The sequence below is a fragment of the Paraburkholderia sp. EG304 genome (genome assembly GCF_046543485.1).
Classification (GTDB): Bacteria; Pseudomonadota; Gammaproteobacteria; order Burkholderiales; family Burkholderiaceae; genus Paraburkholderia; species Paraburkholderia youngii.
Genome location: NZ_JBKGUA010000084.1, coordinates 1 through 16,283, shown reverse-complemented (window position 1 = coordinate 16,283; position 16,283 = coordinate 1). Strand labels below are relative to the sequence as shown.

Here is a 16,283-nt window from a genome sequence, read left to right as displayed (position 1 = left end):
CAAGCCGCAAGCCGCAAGCCGCAAGCCGCAAGCCGCAAGCCGCAAGCCGCAAGCCGCAAGCCGCAAGCCGCAAGCCGCAAGCCGCAAGCCGCAAGCCGCAAGCCGCAAGCCGCAAGCCGCAAGCCGCAAGCCGCCGAGCAACGCATCGTAGCCCTCACGGGACGACAGTTGCTCGAGCGAAACCGCGTTGTCACCACCGCCCGACAGATCGGAGCGGCCGCGACGCGTGCGGAACGAGACGGCGACCTTCTGGCGGCTCGGGATATCTGCAACCTCCAGCATGAGGGCCGGGGTGCGCAGGGTGACGCGGCAACCGCGATTGCGGCGAGCCGCTTCGGCGACGATTTCATGCTCGCCGGAGCGCAGGCGCAGATCGCGAGCGATACGGCGTAGCATCTGCGTCGCGTGGTGGGTAACGGCGGAGTCTGCCGCCGCGCCCGCGCTGCGGCGGTCGGCATGCAACACCTTTGGAACCTTGAGCATTTCAGCCTCTGGAAAAGAAAAAGCGAGGTGCCCATTCGGGAACACCTCGCGATGAAGGAATGCGCCGGCGGGTGATGCCGGCATCTGAAGGGCTGGTCAGTGAGTGACGCGAAGACCCGAACTGATCGAAACGAGAAGCACGTGCTCGCCCGGGACAAAGCGCTGGTCGTCCGGTTGAGCGACGACAACCGTGGCGCCCGAACTCTTGCGCACGATGATCTCAAGACCTGAACGCTGCGCCATGGCCTGTGAAACCTTCTGTGCGACAAAGCCCGATGCAGCGCCCGACAAGGCACCCGCGATATAGCGTCCTGTGCCGTTGCCGATGGTCTGGCTACCGAGGAACGCACCCACACCGGCGGTGATCAGCGAAGTGAGCCCGGAGTTATCCGAACCCGCTTCAATCGAGATTGAGCGGGTGCGAACGACGGTGGCCTCTTCGACAGTGCCGGCGCGCTGGACGTCGTAGCGCTGATACGTATTCGGCGAGCCGAAATCGGTACTGGCGCAGGCGGACAGCAAGGATGCGAGAACGAGACTGATGATGATCTTGAACATGGTTGCCTCAAAGAATTGAAGGGCAACCGTCCCATCAGGGAGGTCGCCCTGACGGGAAAAATTCAACCGCGGTAACACAAGCGGTTTGATGAAGGATTAACTGGTGCGAACGTGGTTCGAATATCCGGTGACGCCGACAGCCTTCTCCGGGTTCCAGATCGCCACTGTCTGACTACCGACCATCCACGACACGTTCTCGTCGCTTCCTGCGATGCGTCCTTTTGCAGAAACAGCATCGGGGAACTCACGAACGAGGTTCAGGGAAAACATTTCATAGCTGTAGGCGGTTGTCGCCTGACCGAAACCCTGGCCGTATACAAGACCCAGGAGTTCCCGAGCCTTGTTGTATGCCTCGGCCTGAGAGACTGAAGCTTTTGCGGAGGTCTCGATGTGATCATGCGAAACAAGGACTTGCTGCAGCATGGTGCGGCTTCTAAAAAAAAAGGGAGCCGACTCCCTGTTGGGATTGGCTCCCAGCAGGGTCAAAGACAGGCGGAAGCCCGTCGCGGATGACCGACATCCGTCGGTCCAAGGTTGGCGCACTCCGGCAAGCCAGAGTGTTCTTTCGATGCGCAAAAGCGCGGGTGATACGGCCAGTCTAGGGCAGTCCGAAGCGCGGCCAGCCTGGAAACATCGAGAAAACCGCCTCGCTTTTAAATTTCGCCCGGCTTCACGCGAGCGGCAGCGAAAAAAAAAGCGCCGATCCCGAAGGACCAGCGCTGATCTCAGGGTTCGCGCGCGGCCTGCAGCCGCGCAATTCAGAACAACGTTGGGTTAGCCAAAATACCAGACGCGCGCCTGTCGATACGCGCCCGCCTTGAAGACGCCGACTATGTCGGGTTCCATGCCGCCCCCATCTGCTGTCGGGCGCAAGCAGATACGTTGAACATCGTTAAGCAGCGTGACGACGGCTTCGCCGACGCACGACCTGGCTTCGATAGCGCCAATGGTCGCCATATGGCTACCGTCGACCTTGAAGGCGTCCCAGAACACAAGGTCGATCGCCTGTGCGACGGTCGTCTCACGATAGTCCGAGAGATAGCCTTCAACGACAGATGACAGGGCATCTTCGAAGGTCACCTCGTTGTCGGCGATGAGGACGTACGCGCGAGCCTCGGAAATCAGGTTCGCCGCGTGTTCGCCTTCAAGATCGAAGAGGCCCTCGCCGGTTATGCCGTCAAGCGCGCGTGCGTCGATCGAAAGAGATTCGTCGCCATCGACTTCAATGATCACGCCTTGCATGCGTTGTGCGGCGGCTTTGATACGGGCGGCCGTTTCGTTCATTGTTGCTCCTCGTGAAATAGCCGCGCGGAGCAACCCGCACGGGTTGTCGGTCCGCGCGGGAAGGTTTGTAAAGAACGCCGCTCCCGGAAGGAGCGACGTTGGGCGGAATCAGGCGAAGCTGGGTTCGCCGTCCTCCGGTGCCTCAGGCCACGCGAGCCAGACCAGCGCGAGCCCGAGACCGAGCACGTCCGCCAGCATCTGCATCAACTGGTCCGCATCGTGGCTGGCCAGGTATTGGCTTCCATCGTGCATTAGCGTCGAAGCGACGAAGTACACGACGGCAAACGTACCGGCGACCAGCACGCGGTTACGCGAGGTCGGCCTCACGAAAATGCCCCAGAACAGCGTGAACAGCGAGCAGAGCGCGAACGCGCCCGCCAGATGCTCAATCGCGCCCGGGGCCCACCGCCCCAGATAGTCGATTTCGTCGAGACGGAACCACACCTGATACGGCTCGGCGAATCCGACGTAGCGGTGGAATGCCGCCAGAAGGAGTGCAAGAAGAGCAACGACAAGCGCATTTGCATGCGCATACGGAGTGCTCGCAGTGCGTGCGAGCGCGGTTTTAGAGAAAAAGTTATTGGGCATTCTCTGTGTTTCGAAAAGGGTTTGAGGAATGAAGCTCAGGGATGCAGCGACGAGCACTGCTTTAATGTATAGGGACGTGGTACCTCCATAAAAAAGCCGCTTCCCGAAGGAAGCGGCTGTTCAGTCTGCTGCGGCGGATTTCCGGCTCTTTCGAACCCTCTTTTCCTTGGGTTTGGGTGCCTCGTATCCGAAGCGTGCCCACGCAGCAGGGTCAATCGGTATCGGGTTCGTGCGCCCTGTCGCCAGGTTCACGAACACGCCCGAGTATTTCAACGATCCGGTGCGAAACAGCGTCCAAAGCAGATTGAACGCCTGCACCGCGATCGCGGAGTTGATAACGAGCGACTGCTTGCGCAGCGCGTCGGCCATCGAGCAGGACGGCGTGTCGTCGTCAGCATCTTTCGACGGGTCGACCAGGTCCGGGAACAGTTCGCCCACATGCGGCAACCTGTCCGGACTGGCTTTCCTTTGGCGCCTGGGCATGGTCTGGCCAAGCACCACCTGCCCGCGATCCGTGTCATTGCCGCAGTCGAGGTAATACGCGTGCGTTTCCCCGACGGTGTCGAGAATTGCCTTGCGGGCAGCACGCGTATCAACACAACCAATCACAAGATCGACATTGAAGAGTGCCGTGCGACCGTTCAGGCGTTGCGTGACCGCCCGCCAGTTGGTGCCCATCAGCATGTTCAGCCGGTTCACGATCAGCGAGGCCTTGTAACTGCCCACGTCGTTCGGATAGAAACCCTGCCGTCCAACGTTAGTCGGGCTCACCGTATCGTCGTCGTACACCGTGCACTCGATCCCGCCGGTGTGTCCCAGTTCGATCATGGCGTGGTGCAACCGGGCGAGGGCTGGCAATACAGCACTGCCCGTCCCGCCCGCTCCGACAACGATGACTCTCCAGGGACGCTGCACCATGCGCGCCGGGATTTCATGGCAGATCGCGTCCGTCATACCGCCTCCCGAACGCGCACTGCCTGATACCACGACGCCGGCGCGCGCTCCGTCTCCTCGAAGATCCCCTTTGCGCAGAGGCGCACGGCGATGCTCGGGGTCGAACGGTCACAGTTGCCGATGACAAGCGCCATCTTCACGTCATGCCGGTCATCGTCGTTGTCGGTCGACGAAAAGTACGCGGGATGCCTGCCATGCGAATGGCAGTCCATCACCAGCACTTCGTCGCCCGCGAGAGCCGGAGGCTATACTTCAGCGAACCGGCGGTATGGGTTACGATGCCCACCGGGGCGAGCCGGAAGGCCTGCGTCGAGGGACTCCACACAATCCACGCCCCGGTTTCCATGGGATGCGCCTTGCGGGCCATCTCTGCGAACGCACCTACCAGGTCAGCCGGAATGGTTTCGCACAATAGCCGCGTCGACGGCGTAACCCGTCCATACGGTATGGCCGTGCGGACGTTGAATTCCGCGACCTGGCGCACCAGCGATAGCCAGGGACGCCGGACCTCGAGGAACACACCGTTTTCCGCGACCAGCAACCGCTCACCCGCCGTCAGCATCTCTGCGACGGTTTCGTTGCGCGGGACCATGACGGTCGGAAACGACCGTTGCAACATCAAATCAGGAATGTTCATGTTTCAGCCTTTGGGGCCCTGCGCGATCAGATCGCCGAGAGTCCGTTTCATGGGCACGAGACATTGCAGGGGGAACTGCTCGCCGTACTTGCCGGCCAGCATTTCCTTCCAGAATGCGAATTCGCCTCGTGGGTGATTGACGCGTTTGCCACCCGCATTGGGGTGGGTGAACGCCGATTCGAAAAACCCGGATTCCCAGCCGCTTATCGACGCGATGTCGATGCGATCGGGAACACGTGCGGAGCCAATGCAGATGGAACCGTGGTCCCAGGTGTTGAAGTACGGCGGTTCATACAGCAGCGTGTCAGGTGTCGGCCGTGCGGCGCCGTCAACTGCGTACACGTAGAACCCGCTATTGCGCGCCTGAAAGATCAGGCCCGGGTGCGGAACCACCGCGGTGACCGTGCCAAGTTCGGGGCAGTCGAAAAAGACCCGCCGCGATGTCGGCCGGCACCACCAGGTGACAGCGGTGCGATCGATCGCGAGAACAGCCTCAGGCAGAAACTCGGCCTTCGCCGCACAGCGTTCGGCAAGTGAATCGAGCGCCGTGAACAACGCGCCGCGGTCCACCGGCCGCCCGGCACCAATCACAGGACGCTTGCCCTTGATGGTGACGGGATGCGCCGTCGCGTAGACCGGACTATCCGCGCTCGCAGCACCCGAATACAACAGGATGGCACCCGTCACCGACAGCGGGACTGAATGCCCCGTCGACAGAAAAACGTCTTTCATTGTTTTGTTCCCTGCGGATCGCGCGTGCTCAGTGAAACCACGCGGTCAACCTGACGAAGAATGGAAAAGCCCAACGAGAGGTCCGCGTACTGCCTGCGGATGTCATCGGGTGACTGGGCAAGGGCAATGAACCCGTGAAACAGGGACCCATCGCCGCCGTTACTGAAGTACTCGTAATGGGTATAGAGGACATCACCCACATGCGGGCCGTCGCACGCCGCGATGGACGTGGCGGCATAGATGGCCTCGGGCCTGAACGCCCAGTCAAACAGAGACCGGCGACCGGCCTTCGTGAGCAGAACCGCCAGATGCTCGAGTTCCGCACACAACTCGCGTATCCAGCCACGCTGGGTGTGGCCAAGACGCCGCAGCGCCTCGATGCCGAGTGCAGGAAATGAGCGCCACCGGCGAGCCCGCAGGTCGTACCGGCCGATCTCCATGCTGCCCGGACAAAGCTCGTCGCGAACAACGGACGGCAGGTACTGCTCGTACTCCTGTGGGTCGTCGCCAAAGCGGTCTTTCAGCAGCTCGATCGCCTCTTCGTCGGTACACCACGGATCGCCATCCCAATGCCATTGCGAATACATGCCGAGGAAGTCGTCGGGTGTCCGCATCAACAGCGTGCGAAACGAAGCCCTGTTGATCAGGATCAGCGCCGTGGCGAGCAACCGCGGATGCGCCCTGTTCAACGGGGCCGCCCGGTCCTCGATCATGTAGATGTAGTCCTCGACGGTTTCGATGCCCAGATACAGCGGCGAGCTCACCTCGAACTCCCCGGAGTTTTCCTGGTACATGATCTGGTCCTGGACAGACACCACATCGAGCAACACTGGCCTGAATGTCAGTCGTTTCAGCGTGCCGCACTGGCGCCTCAGCCAGCTGAACAACGCCTGCGCCATCGCATGTCCGGCGACTGCGTAACCGCTCACATCGGACGCCCGGAGCACGCCGGACTCGAAGTGGGTGGCGACGAGCCGTGCCACTCCCGCGTCATGCGGCCACTTCATGGACGGACGTGCAACTACATCGCACGACACATCCGGAAGCGTCAGAAAATCATGGGCAGGTCGACGTCGGGCAACGGCGCGGCGCTGCGGTTGCCAGCTGACGCCGTCGAGAGCGACGTGCGCATCAGCCGGCCGAGGATCGAAGAACATTGCTCGATCTCCTTGTCATGAAAAAAAACCGCCCTTTCGGGCGGTTCATTGGACGATGGCATTGCCTCATCGGCGATGCATTGCATGAGCGCGCGCTTACGCATCACTACCCTTGGCACCTGCTGCACGCATGAACGTGTAGCGGGCCGTTTCCCCGTTGTAGACCGGACCCTCAATGGCGGCCGTGGTCAGCTCCGGATACTGGGCGGAGTACAGATCGCGCACCTCTTCGGGAGAAAAGGTCGGACCGGGATCGACGAAGTTCACGCCGTTGTAGACGAACTCGCGAACCAGACGGGCGACGGAAATGGACATGGCGCAGCTCAGCTGAGCAGGGAAAGAAGATCGGTACCGGAGGACTTCCTGGCATCCACTGGCGTTGCAGAAGCCGGCGCGGCCGACGCAGACGCTGACTGTTCGTCATCATCGTTGTCGGCTTCATCGTCCTCATCGCCCTCGCTGCTGGCGTTCGACCGACCGGCTTTCGCCGGTGCCGTCTTACCGCCCTTTGCGAGAGACTTCTGCGCTTTGGACGCCTGGCTCTTTTCCGCTTCCTGCAGGATCGCGGTGGTTGCCGCGACCTGTTCGGACAGCGACGCATGAGCCGTCGAGTACGAACCGATCGCCGCAGCAAAGCCCTCGTCGAGCTCGGCCGCCGTACCAGTAAGCACCAGCGGCTGGCGCAGCGCTGCGTCCTTGCCCTCGCCTTGCGGCACCACCACTACCGCCATGCGGTCGTTGTCCATCTTCAGCGTAAGTTGCAGCTTGCCGCTGGCTCGAACCAGCGCTTCAAGTTGTTGGAACATGAAAACCTCGAAAAAAAAAGGGGCGCCGCGCGATGGCGGCGTATACATATAGAGGGAGGACGGGGCGCAGAACGCACCCCGCGACTTCAGAACTTCAGCACCTTCGGCAGCTTGCCCTCGTAGTCGAACCCATCAACCTTGAGGAGCGCCTCGATGACTTCCGGCTTCGATTTTCCGAAGACCTTCTTGAAGCTTTCGCCCAGCGCGGCGCGGATGCCGATCTCGTCGGCCAGCACCATCATCTCGGACTTCGTGATCAGCTCCAGAAACTCCTTGTCGAGCTTCCAGTGCTTTTTCAGGTCCAGCCGGTGCGACTTGCACAGCTGGACCAGATACGTCACATCCAGACCTTCGATTGCGGCGAACAGCATTGCAATCATCAGGTCCGCCTGTGAGCTTTCCTTCGCTGCCTGCACGGCGTCGATCGCCTTGGGCAGGTTGGACACGGGTGCCTCGCTGCCAACAATCCGCTCGAAGAACTTGCGGAACGCAGCATCGTCGACCTGACGTGCATGACCGCTCAGCACGACTGCAATCAGATACTGGCGGGCCAGTTCATGATTCATGCCGATATCAGCACGCAAGGCCTTGCGCCACAGCTTCACGCGATAGGCCTTCACCTTCTCGGACTCGGCGATAACCGTGACCGAAGGATTCGTGGACGCCGGAGCACTGGCTGACTGGCTGCCCGTGCTATTAGCGCTTTTGGCTGCTGGTGCGGACTTTGCACTGTCGGGCTTTGCCGGCTGCGATGCAGCCTTCTCCGCCTGGATGCGAGCCGCCACCTTCTTCATGTTGCAGACGGTGTCGAAGCACTGGCCGCGATAGACCTTGCCTACAGAGTCCGGCAGGCCGCTCACGGCCGCGCCGTAGTTCGCACAGGCGTGACAGGCTTTCGCCTGTTCGAGACCAACGCCGTTCGTGCCGTCGACAGCCAGTTGCACGCGCGTATTGTTGTCCCCTGCCCGCACGATACGCACGGTCTGGAACTCATCACGCAGGCCTGCCGCTGTCGCTTCAAGCTGCTTCTCGGTTTTCTCGTTGAAGCAGGTGCGGTTAGTACAGTTTCCCGTGCCGATCGCCTCGCCAAACATCTGTGCCTGCGTTGAAGAGTTGTGCGGGCACCCCGCACAGTCCGTCTTGTCGAAGATGGCAGGAGCCAACGCGCACGACGCTGATTCCACCAGCTTGCGCACATCAGCGGCCGACCGCTTCTCAGCGACAACGACAGGCAGGACCTTGTCCTGATTCTCTTTCGAGAGCGCCGCCAGCAGTTCGGCGTGAGCGATATTGATCTTTCGCTCGCTCAATGCATCGAGCACCGCCGTCGAGCAGTTCAGTAGCGCAAGGCGGCTATCCAGCGTCGCGCGAGACCAGCCAAGAATCTTGGCCGTCACGTCGCGATCGCCGCCCTGCAGACCGAGCAGCTCGGCAGCGTCACGGGCTTCCTCGGCGGGAGACAGGTCATCGCGCTGGATATTTTCGGTAAGCGCAATACGCCGCGCTTCGACGGGATCGACATCCTTTACGACGATGGGCATCGGAAAGTCTTCGCCGTGAGCTTCCATGGCGCCACGATAGCGACGGCCACCGGCGATCACCTCGTAGTCGAAATCGTCCTCAACGACCGGACGGACGATGATCGGCGTATCAACGCCATGCTGGCGAATCGACTCGGTCAGTTCCGCCATCGCCTTCGGATCAAAATACGTCCGGGGATTGCGGCCGAGCTTGATGCGCTTCAGGGGTGCAGTAAGTTGTTGCATTGCAGGTTCTCCAGAAAGGGGAACCTGCTCCCTATCGGGAGTGGTTCCCGATGGGCTCAAAGATGGATGCCGGACGAGCCGGCTGTGTCGATGCGTCAGAGACGCGGTAGGTTCACCAAAGATACCGGCTGAACAACCTCAGGAAACCCTGGAAAGCCTGGAAAATCGACCCCACTTTCGGCAAAAAAGGTTGTTTGCAGATTTCGGGGAAGGGGGGCTCGGTTCGACGTTCGTTAGTCACTCAGCTAGCATCCGGCCAGTCCCCTGTCTCCCCTATGCGAGACATTCGCTTGCAGCGATGCAGTCGACATCTTACGGATGCTCCGTTCAGCAAGCCAGCGCGGATTTGCAGTTCGTTGGGCTCATAACCCGAAGGTCGCAGGTTCAAATCCTACCCCCGCAATCAAAGCGCAGTGAGGCTTTGAAGGATTCCAGCAGTTTTTAGCAGCTCCCACTTTTCCTGGATTTGGGCGCAGCAGCGATCCAGATTGGCCGGTCGGCAGCCGCAAGGAAGGCGTGGGCAACCCGCCGCGCAGCAGCCGTGCCGGCGGACGAACGCACGACGTACATCCGCAACCTTCGCGTCAGTATGCGCGGTGCGATCCGACTCGCGCGTGCGCGTCAGGCAAAACGCGCGGCACAAGGCAAGCGCGCCGTCGCCGTCACAGTCACGGTTGCCGAGTTAATGACGAAGCTCGCCGCGCAAGAGTACCGTTGCGCGATCAGCGGACTGCCCTTCTATGTGGACGACGCCGATCGCTTCGGCCCAGCCTGCCCGAGTCTCGACCGCATCAAGCAGGACGGCGACTACAGCGATGCCAATCTGCGCGCCGTCTATCTCGGCATCAACAGCCTGCGCGGGCGCGGGTCGGATGCAGACGTTTTGCGCATCGCACGCGCCATCGCTGGCAAGGCTCGCAAGGCCGGGTAGCGGCGAACAGTGGTCGTGACGGTCGGTACGGTCGCGCGCCGCTGCCTCATATGTCCATAAGGTCTGCCACCATGGCTCGCATCTACATGCTGGCGGCTGGCATTCCGCTGACCACCGAGATATTTATGGTGCCACGCCGGAGCGTTGTGACGCAACGGAGTGCCGGCCCGGTCTGCGGCCACTTACCCGGAGGAGACGCCTTGGGGCGAGCGTCGCTGATCGGACCCTCAACGGACGGTGGACCCGACGCTACGAATCGGCGGCCCCTGAGTACAACGGCCGCTCGTTCATAAAAATCTGGGCGAAACTGTTGCGACCAGTGTTCGCTTTGCTGTGCAGGACTTTCCTATGCTATTACCTGAAGCAATGATTTCAGGTACTTCGCGCGGCCTGTTGTCGGTCGAAGAAGTGTGGGATCTTCCGCTCCAGCATCCCAGCAAGGCTAACGTCCGCGATCTGGCGCAGGCGCTGGAGCGCGAGGTTCAGGCCACTGGCGCAACGAAGTCCTTCGTCAAGCCTGAAACCAAGAAAGACCCGCTGACACAGTTGCGCTTGAAATCGCGCTTAGCATTATCGAGGTCAAGGTGCAGGAACGCGACGCCAAGCAGTAAGCGGCTCAGCTCGTGTCAGTATCCACGCCTCTTTGGCCGTTCGTTGTTCGCCGACGTTGCCCGTTCATTGTTGCAATGAAACAAGCGCGTCCTGCACAACCGTTGCCGCTTGTTTGCCTGCTATCGCAGAAACCATCGATAGCAGCACCTCCGGCTTTCTAAGTTCTTCCCAGCCATCAACAGGTACAGTTGAGAATGCCCGGCGAGCCGAGTCACTCACGAGATGGGGTTTGAGTGTGTGCGGTGCGCCTACCCCGTCGCCTCCGTCATCGACGTCGGCGGTCAAAGCACCTATCAGATTGCTTCCCCGCCTTTCGTTGTCGTCGTCACCGCGACCGCCGCCTGTCCCCTGCGTGCCAGTTAGGACCGTAAATGGACTACCGAATCCCGAACCAAGACTCGACGGGGCCCTACCCAAATTGACCGGCGGGGGGCCGGCGTCGGTACCGTCGTCGCTCGGGTCCGCCCCCTGACCATCGCTTTTTCCGTCATCGCCGCCTGTTCCTTCGCCCCCTTTGGGACCGCCGCCCTCGGTACCTTGGCCGCCGGAATCTTTGCCATTGTTGTTCTGGTCGACGCCACTCCCTGGCGTCTCTGGCTGGATAGGGTTGCCGTCCTTGTCATATTCTTGAGTGCTTATCGAAATGTCGCCACCAGCAGTCTTCGTGATCGTCGTTTCACTGATAGTTCCGTCCTTATGTTCCGTGGTCGTAGTCATTGTTTGATTGCCCTGCGCGTCTTTGCCACCAGTCGTATAAAAAGGTTCGCCAGCAGAATTGACTCCAACAGAATCGAATTGACTCGCTCCAGTTTTGTTGTCGGTGACTTCGGTCCCTTGAAATCCTGTTGTCGATCCGTCCGCATTCAAATCGGCGTGCCCTGTTTGCGTTACGGTCGTGTCGTTGGCGCCTGGCCCCGACGCGGTCTGAGTTACTGAGCCGCTAAATTGGCTTCCATCAAACTTCTGTACCATGTCTGTCGAAGATGAGTAGGCCCCGCTGGTAACGGTTTCGGTCCCATGTGCGATCCCGCCTGGTTCACTCCTGCCTGTTACCGTTACGGTGGCTCCAGTTGCCGTCGTGTAGGTGGTTGTCTTCCAATCCTCGCCGCCGTCTAATGCGCGTTGCGTGTTCGTCACGTAGCCGGTGTCAGAGAAGAACTGCACACGGGTTGTCTGTACCAGATTACCGTCCGCTCCAAAAACAGAGGTCGTAAGCGTGCGTTTTGCGAGTTCACCGTCAGTACGTGCTGTGCGGACGACTCGACCTGAGCGGTCAGTCCATTTCACTTCCCCCGAGCCGTTATTCCAAGTCGCGCGCGCTTCCACATAGCCGTCCGTCGCCGTCCACTTCGTAGAACGTTTGGTGGTCGTAGCAGTCCGCTCGAAGCTGTCGTTCCGGCTTTTGCCAGACGGATACACTGTGACCGACTCCGCACTTATAGCTCCCCCCTTCCCTACGAAGGACGCGGTCCGGAAGGCGCGGCCTCCTGGTACATTGACGGGGCAGGCTACGGTCTCACGCCACTCCTTGTTGCCCAAAAGCTCGACGATTCGACAACTTGTGAAAGATCCCTCAATCAGGGTACCAACCCCGTGCGCCGGATCACACGAAGACACAGCGTAGTCCCCATTGCTGAATCGCTTGATTCGAACGGTCGTTCCTGCTGGGCCATATCTACGGGCAGTGTTCATTAGTTGCTCCTCGGGAAGGCGCATCGCTCGTGTGTGCCTTTAGTCCATCGGTTCAATTGTGAACGGACTACTCGAATTGCTCTGGCCCACTAAGCCCGCATGGAATTAAAGGGCGCTCAAGTATGTTATGCAAACAAATAATTTTCAGCAGACTTACCTTTTCAGCTTGCATGTAATCGGATGAGGTGCTAAGAGCCGTGAACTCCCGGCGCCGCTACGAAGTTCAATCGCCGATTCAGCCAGGTCTATCGCCCGTACAGGGCGAGATAGCGTTTCCTCGTTGATTGTGTCGCGCGCGTGACGCCGAAGGAACTCGGCCCGCTCTGCCCGTAGAGCGGCGACATCCAAACGGTTAGCGAACTGTTTCGATCGTCGTGCCCGGTCACGAAGGTCTCCATTCGTCTCCCCGATTCTGCCCAGAGCGTCCAACTGATCGCATCTAAAGGACCAGCTTCGTTGCTCTGGCCATCGCACGCCTCAAATGAATACTTGTATACCCCTGTTCTGTGGCTCCATGGTCTGCGCTGCCTGCTCAGCATTCGCCGATTCGCCAGTTCAATCACGCCGATTGCCCGATAGCTCACATGTCGAGCGTGCGAGTTAGAGAGAGACACTTACCTAGCATGTTGTCGCGATCCTCCGTCAGCTTCCGAGGTGACATAGCCATTCCGATGACCGAAACCGGACTTTCATGAATGGCCGGAACTGGCCCGACCACTGCCTATCCGCGAGCGGTCTTCCTTGGATATCAGCGAAGAACGCAAAAAAGCCCGGCGATGATCTGCCGGGCTGATTCAATGACATGGTCGCCGGAAATCCCGGGAATATTCAAGGAGCAGGCTCCACGCGCGCTGGGACTGCGCGTGAGAGCATCGTGGTCACGGCGCCCGAGACGTTCCAGCCGACGAAAGCCTTTTCATGAGCTTCGTGCACCAGGCGATCAAGACACAGCAGCTCTACGCCGTCGCGCTCCATGCGACCAAGCACACCGGCCACAACGGCGCGCCTCGTGCCTTCGCGCTTGATTGTCACGACGCCATCGCCGACCAGCACGCTTACCTGTGACTCCTTCATGCAGCCTCCTTCAAAATTGCTCGCATATCGCGTGCGGTATGGTCATGTGCGCTCGCCAGATCTTCGACGAAGCGATCCAGAAGCGAATCCATGTGCAGAAACGTCTCATCCTCGAGCTCGGGCGTCGCCCAGTCCAGTCCCGCCTGCATCGAATCGCGCTTGTGCGCAACCATCTGCGCCTGATACTCATCGATGCTGCCAGGGAGATGGAAATACTCCACGTTCAGCACCCCCTTGCGGTTCCAGCGCAGCGCGCGCCGCATCGCCTGATACTCGATGCGCCACGTCCACGACCGGTCGTAAAAGAGCACGTAGTCCGCGTTCGGCAGGTTGTAACCCGCACGACCGGAGGCCTTCGTCGACAGCAGCCCCGTTGCGCGACCGGTAATGAAGCGTCGATCCTTGTCAGCCACACGCTTCCCGATCGGAATCTCGCCATGAAAGAGAACCGTATCCACACCACCGGATGACAGTTCCCTGGCGATAGCATTGAGCACGCCAGGATTCTCAGCAAACACGATCGCCTGCTGCCCCTTTGCGGCGATTTCCCGCATACGGGTAATCACCGCGCGCTGCTTGCTCGTCAGACCCGAGAGCCGTGCGACGCCCTCCATCCCGTACTGCGGATAGTTCGCGGCGAAATGCACGGCACGAATGCGCGCGAGAATCGTCACGAGATTGCAGGCTTTCCTGTCGTCGCGCGAGCGTCGATACCAGTCCGCAAACTCGTCGGCCGCATCGAGATAGGTCGCCATATGCTGAGAGTCCCAATCCACCGTGTGCGTGGTGACCACGGGCGGATCGATCTGGATGTAACGCGACACGTCGGGTTCGCAGACCAGCCTGCGCTTGACGTGCGGCGCCAGCATCGCGCGATACGCGTGCAGGTTGCCGATCTTCGGCACTTCGCGCTTTGCCCCTTCCTGCAGGCTTTCCGCGAATTGCCACGTGACCCACTCCAGCACCACGAAGTCGTCACGGAACCGGTCGACGCCGCGCATCGCGAACTCCACCGAGTTGATCCAGTTCGGCTCGATATAGCCTCGCCGGTACCCATACGGCTGCGCTGCCGTCCCGTCGCCACCCGAAAACGCCATCAGCCCGAAGGCATCACGTGGGTAGTTGGGAATCGGGCTGCCCGTCAGCCCGTCACGCCGTTGCTCAGGCTCGCCGCTTCTTCAAGAATCGCTATCTTCGCTTCGAGCGGCACCTCGCGCGGACGACCGCCCTTCGTCCCGCGCACGACGGCCAGCACCTCTGGATTGCGGATAGCCTCAACCGGGCGCAACATGAAACTCTCCTGGACGCGCACACCGAACGCCGCCTGCAGCTTCAGTTGCACCGCCGTATAGGGGCAGGTTCCGGCGATCTCTTCGATCTTCGCTGCGGCGTCAATGCCGTGTGCCTCCCATGACTTGTCCTCTGTCGCGACATAGCTACGCACTAGACCATGCTCACGGCGGTCAACATAGTCGGCCAGCGTTCGCACCAGTTTCGGCTTGCCCATCCATTGTGCGATCGCCCGCACGTACGTCAGCTTGTTCTCGATCGTCCCCCCACTCTGGCCATCCGCGACCCAGTGTTTGACAAGACATTCGACGTGCTTGTGCTTGAGAGACCATGGCGTCTGTAACGCATAGCCGTGTTTCCGCAACTCCCTGAACGACTTGCACAGCGCCGTCGCCCGACGTTCCTGCGTCTTGATCGACAGCGCCTTGTGACTGATCCGGGTCGGGCTGTGAACCTGCGCGACGTGCGTATCGAGGAGCGCGAGCATCGCATCCCTGAACTCGGGAGCAAATCTGTATTTATTGACCACTGCGCGCACGTTGAGAATGGCGGCCATCGTTGACGCTCCACGCGGCGAGCTCGCCGCAGTATCGTTGCCCGGAGCCCGCTGGTTCGCAGCATCCCTACCTGATGCCGTGACCCGAACCAGCGGGCTTGTCTTTTCTTCGCCGCCTGTGCGGCTTCGCCGTTTCCCCGGCGCGAGGGTCCTGCCTTCCGTTCCTTTAGCGATTCCATCCGATCAGCCAGATGCATGGGAAGAGCATGCGGTCCGACTGTCCAACCTGCTGCCTGCCGGTGTGCATCGCGCTTCGCGCAAAACACCACCGACGTATTCGCGAGGCATCCCTGCCGTCGCGCTGCGCGGGTAAATCCCGCCTCGATGCAGCTTCGTGGCTACCCTGCCAGCGTGACGCTTTGCGCGTCGGGTTCGTTCGCCGCTTCGCGGTGACGCCCCCCCTCGCTATGGGCCGGGCAAAACCTGATACGCGTTTTTTTACGGCCGCGCGCCCCGTGTCCTCTTCCGTCAGGGAATCGCGGTGTTCCGGTCTTGTCCGGTCCGCAGGAGTTCCCCCGCCCCCAAGCACGTTCATCTCCGCCGCCGTGTATCGGGCTTCGTGAACGCACCCAGCCATCGCTGAAAGGGCGTGTGCAAACGCAGATGAGCATGCGAAAAGTGTCCGGTGTCCGGTCTCTCCACATGTCCTCATTGCGTCACATCGCGGCAAACCGCCGCCAATCGTATGGATATCGCAGTGTCCGGGGGTCCTCATGGTGGACCATCGTGGACTTGATTTACTTCATAAAAAGGCCGTTTCATTGTGCGGCCCGGTCATTTGCCTGTTTCTGGCCCGTTGCGGGCCTGGGGATATGGACGTGCGAGTGCCTTGCACTCTGGTTCGATGCGTCATCGACGCGGTAGGTGACCCAAGGATAGAGGCGAATTGAACACACGCACCGCCCGAAAGCTGGGCAGAACCGGTTGGCTTTGCTGACTTGACTTCGCTGGACGCTCGATAGACTCGAAATCAGGCAGAACTGACAGAAAAGTGTCAGTTGCACCAGCAAGCCCCGGCGCGATGCGCAAACTGACACTTAAGGCTACGCTGAACAAGCAGCTGAATTTGCGACGTGTCGGCGATGTAGAGGTGTTCAGGTCGTGAAGCCGACCGTCATCCTTTGGTTTTTGGCCCTTGCGGGCATTGCACGCGGGCGTTTTGC

Annotated in this window: 15 protein-coding genes and 4 pseudogenes; 2 read left to right on the top strand and 17 right to left on the bottom strand. The window is 60.5% G+C overall.

Annotated elements, in window-relative coordinates; genetic code table 11:
• Nucleotides 1–120: 120 nt before the first annotated feature.
• From ACLFKU_RS39820 to ACLFKU_RS39765, 12 genes and pseudogenes are all read right to left on the bottom strand, one after another.
• Nucleotides 121–483 (bottom strand): annotated as a pseudogene (locus ACLFKU_RS39820) (hypothetical protein); the annotation flags it as partial.
• Nucleotides 484–579: 96 nt separating this feature from the next.
• Entirely contained in the window at nucleotides 580–1,041 is a 462-nt protein-coding gene (locus ACLFKU_RS39815) for a glycine zipper 2TM domain-containing protein (protein WP_410852871.1), read from the bottom strand.
• Nucleotides 1,042–1,137: 96 nt separating this feature from the next.
• On the bottom strand, nucleotides 1,138–1,464 hold the full coding sequence (locus ACLFKU_RS39810; RefSeq protein WP_410852870.1) for a hypothetical protein: 327 nt from the start codon (nucleotides 1,462–1,464) through the stop codon (nucleotides 1,138–1,140).
• A gap of 351 nt (nucleotides 1,465–1,815) precedes the next feature.
• On the bottom strand, nucleotides 1,816–2,325 hold the full coding sequence (locus tag ACLFKU_RS39805) for a hypothetical protein (protein ID WP_176382626.1): 510 nt from the start codon (nucleotides 2,323–2,325) through the stop codon (nucleotides 1,816–1,818).
• A 108-nt stretch (nucleotides 2,326–2,433) separates the two neighbouring features.
• Nucleotides 2,434–2,913 carry a hypothetical protein gene (locus ACLFKU_RS39800; protein ID WP_410852869.1) on the bottom strand — a complete coding sequence of 160 codons (480 nt, stop codon included), beginning with the start codon at nucleotides 2,911–2,913 and terminating at the stop codon, nucleotides 2,434–2,436.
• Nucleotides 2,914–3,033: 120 nt separating this feature from the next.
• Entirely contained in the window at nucleotides 3,034–3,867 is an 834-nt protein-coding gene (locus tag ACLFKU_RS39795) for a PRTRC system ThiF family protein (RefSeq protein WP_410852868.1), read from the bottom strand.
• Nucleotides 3,864–4,504 (bottom strand): annotated as a pseudogene (locus ACLFKU_RS39790) (PRTRC system protein A). Before ACLFKU_RS39790 ends, ACLFKU_RS39795 begins: the two are co-directional and overlap by 4 nt.
• 3 nt (nucleotides 4,505–4,507) lie before the next feature.
• Complete coding sequence (locus ACLFKU_RS39785; RefSeq protein WP_410852867.1) at nucleotides 4,508–5,236, bottom strand: PRTRC system protein B; 729 nt, start codon at nucleotides 5,234–5,236, stop codon at nucleotides 4,508–4,510.
• Entirely contained in the window at nucleotides 5,233–6,393 is a 1,161-nt protein-coding gene (locus ACLFKU_RS39780; protein WP_410852866.1) for a PRTRC system protein F, read from the bottom strand. The genes ACLFKU_RS39785 and ACLFKU_RS39780 overlap by 4 nt, the downstream gene beginning before the upstream one ends.
• Before the next feature lie 96 nt (nucleotides 6,394–6,489).
• Entirely contained in the window at nucleotides 6,490–6,708 is a 219-nt protein-coding gene (locus tag ACLFKU_RS39775; protein ID WP_013094760.1) for a PRTRC system protein C, read from the bottom strand.
• 8 nt (nucleotides 6,709–6,716) lie between these two features.
• Nucleotides 6,717–7,199: a PRTRC system protein E gene (locus tag ACLFKU_RS39770; RefSeq protein WP_410852872.1), complete on the bottom strand. Its 483-nt coding sequence runs from the start codon at nucleotides 7,197–7,199 to the stop codon at nucleotides 6,717–6,719.
• A gap of 86 nt (nucleotides 7,200–7,285) precedes the next feature.
• Nucleotides 7,286–8,965, bottom strand: a complete 1,680-nt coding sequence (locus tag ACLFKU_RS39765; protein WP_410852865.1) for a PRTRC system ParB family protein — start codon at nucleotides 8,963–8,965, stop codon at nucleotides 7,286–7,288.
• A gap of 685 nt (nucleotides 8,966–9,650) precedes the next feature.
• On the opposite strand from ACLFKU_RS39765, the gene ACLFKU_RS39760 reads away from it, so the two are divergent.
• A complete protein-coding gene (locus tag ACLFKU_RS39760; RefSeq protein ID WP_410852864.1) occupies nucleotides 9,651–9,896 on the top strand; it encodes a hypothetical protein in 246 nt (81 codons plus the stop codon).
• A 348-nt stretch (nucleotides 9,897–10,244) separates the two neighbouring features.
• Nucleotides 10,245–10,586, top strand: coding sequence for a hypothetical protein (locus tag ACLFKU_RS39755; RefSeq protein WP_410852863.1), 342 nt, complete (start codon nucleotides 10,245–10,247; stop codon nucleotides 10,584–10,586).
• On the opposite strand, the gene ACLFKU_RS39750 is transcribed toward ACLFKU_RS39755, so the two are convergent.
• From ACLFKU_RS39750 to ACLFKU_RS39730, 5 genes and pseudogenes are all read right to left on the bottom strand, one after another.
• Nucleotides 10,572–11,927, bottom strand: a complete 1,356-nt coding sequence (locus ACLFKU_RS39750) for a hypothetical protein (protein WP_410852862.1) — start codon at nucleotides 11,925–11,927, stop codon at nucleotides 10,572–10,574. The two genes, ACLFKU_RS39755 and ACLFKU_RS39750, sit on opposite strands and share 15 nt — an antisense overlap.
• A gap of 1,101 nt (nucleotides 11,928–13,028) precedes the next feature.
• Nucleotides 13,029–13,274: a hypothetical protein gene (locus tag ACLFKU_RS39745; protein ID WP_410852861.1), complete on the bottom strand. Its 246-nt coding sequence runs from the start codon at nucleotides 13,272–13,274 to the stop codon at nucleotides 13,029–13,031.
• Nucleotides 13,271–14,434: pseudogene (locus ACLFKU_RS39740) on the bottom strand (helicase-related protein); the annotation flags it as partial. The pseudogene ACLFKU_RS39740 and the gene ACLFKU_RS39745, both read right to left, overlap by 4 nt.
• Nucleotides 14,419–15,120 (bottom strand): annotated as a pseudogene (locus ACLFKU_RS39735) (phage integrase N-terminal domain-containing protein); the annotation flags it as partial. The pseudogenes ACLFKU_RS39735 and ACLFKU_RS39740, both read right to left, overlap by 16 nt.
• A gap of 849 nt (nucleotides 15,121–15,969) precedes the next feature.
• Nucleotides 15,970–16,283 (bottom strand): hypothetical protein (locus tag ACLFKU_RS39730; RefSeq protein ID WP_410852860.1); only part of this gene is annotated, 314 nt, incomplete at its 5' end.